1 protein-coding gene and 2 pseudogenes are annotated in these 1,382 nt (G+C 65.9%); 2 read left to right on the top strand and 1 reads right to left on the bottom strand.

Annotation, left to right across the window (positions count from 1 at the left end; genetic code table 11):
- A partial coding sequence (locus tag C8P66_RS23375; RefSeq protein WP_146423053.1) for a transposase occupies positions 1–282 on the top strand: 282 nt, incomplete at its 5' end.
- A 15-nt stretch (positions 283–297) separates the two neighbouring features.
- On the opposite strand, the pseudogene C8P66_RS23370 reads toward C8P66_RS23375, so the two are convergent.
- Positions 298–1,101 (bottom strand): annotated as a pseudogene (locus C8P66_RS23370) (IS630 family transposase); the annotation flags it as partial.
- 141 nt (positions 1,102–1,242) lie between these two features.
- Here C8P66_RS23370 and C8P66_RS23365 point away from each other — a divergent pair.
- Positions 1,243–1,382, top strand: a pseudogene (locus C8P66_RS23365) (IS5/IS1182 family transposase); the annotation flags it as partial.

The following is a 1,382-nucleotide window of genomic DNA, read 5'->3' as shown; positions in this document are numbered from 1 at the left end:
CGTCGCTGGGCCTTTGTCGAACTCTGCTTCGCCGACAGCGGCTACGCCGGGGACCGCGTCGCCAACGCCAGCCGCATTCGCGTCGAGATCGTCCGAAAACCCAAGGGTCAGGTCGGCTTCACCGTCCACGCCCGGCGCTGGGTGGTCGAGCGCTTCTTCGCGTGGATCAACCGAAACCGCCGCCTCGCCAAGGACTTTGAGGCTTCCATCGCCTCCGTGGAAGCCTTCCTCTACGCCGCCTCCGTCATGCTCCTGCTACGACGCAGCGCTCGTTGCAAATGAGATTCGAAACAGACTCTTAGGGTGCTTGTGGGTGGCGTAGTTGTCGAGGATGACGTGCACCGCCTTGCCCTTGGGCACCTCGGCCTCGACAGCATTGAGGAAGCGGATGAACTCCTGATGCCGGTGTCGCTGCATGCAGCGGCCGATGACCTTGCCTTCCACCACATTCAGGGCGGCGAACAGCGTGGTCGTGCCGTTCCTGATGTAGTCGTGGGTCATGGTGCCGCAGCGCCCCTTCTTTAGCGGCAGGCCGGGCTGCGTGCGGTCGAGCGCCTGAATCTGACTCTTCTCATCGACCGACAGCACCACGGTATGGGCAGGCGGATCGACGTAGAGGCCAACGATGTCGCGCAGCTTGGCGGCGAACTGCGGATCGTTGGACAGCTTGAACTGCCGGAGGCGGTGCGGCTGCAGCCCGTGTGAGCGCCAGATACGCCGCACCGAGCTGGCGCTGATCCCGATGGCCTCGGCCATGGCGGCGGCGGTCCAGTGCGTGGTCTCGCCCGGTGGCGCCGCCATCGTCAGCGCCACCACGCGCTCGCCCACGTCCGGGGCCAGCGAAGCGATCCGGGAGGGTCGGGTCCGGTCGCGCAGCAGCCCCTCCACGCCCGCCTGCATGAAGCGCTCCTGCCAGCGCCAGACAGCCGTCTTGGCCTTACCCGTGCGCCGCATAATCTCGTTGCTGCCGCAGCCGTCGGCCGTCAGCAGCACGATCTCGGCACGCCAGACATGCTTCTGCGGGCTGTTCCGGTCCGCCACCACGGTTTGCAGCCGTGCCCGGTCGGCCGTGGTCACCTCGACGACAATCCCTGTGCGCATCGTCCAGACTCGCACGCCGAGTGCGCCACGGGAATCCCAACCGGGACTCGTCTGTCAGGCGTTATCCACTAGGTGGTGTGGACTCTAGGGATTCCCGAAAGGTGCGGAGCGTGATTCAAGGCTGCCTTTGTGGAGGCGGCCTTGGGCGTGTTGGACAGATTGGTGCTGAGCGATGCGGCGTGGGATCGGATGGCGCCGCTGATCATCGGCCGGCCGGATCAGAAGGGCTCGACGGGGCGCGACAATCGCATGTTTGTCGAAGGCGTGCTGTGGATCGTGCG

The sequence above is a fragment of the Humitalea rosea genome (genome assembly GCF_003253705.1).
Taxonomy (GTDB): Bacteria; Pseudomonadota; Alphaproteobacteria; order Acetobacterales; family Acetobacteraceae; genus Humitalea; species Humitalea rosea.
Note: the sequence above shows the minus strand (reverse complement) of the source record. Positions and strands in the feature narration are given on the sequence as shown.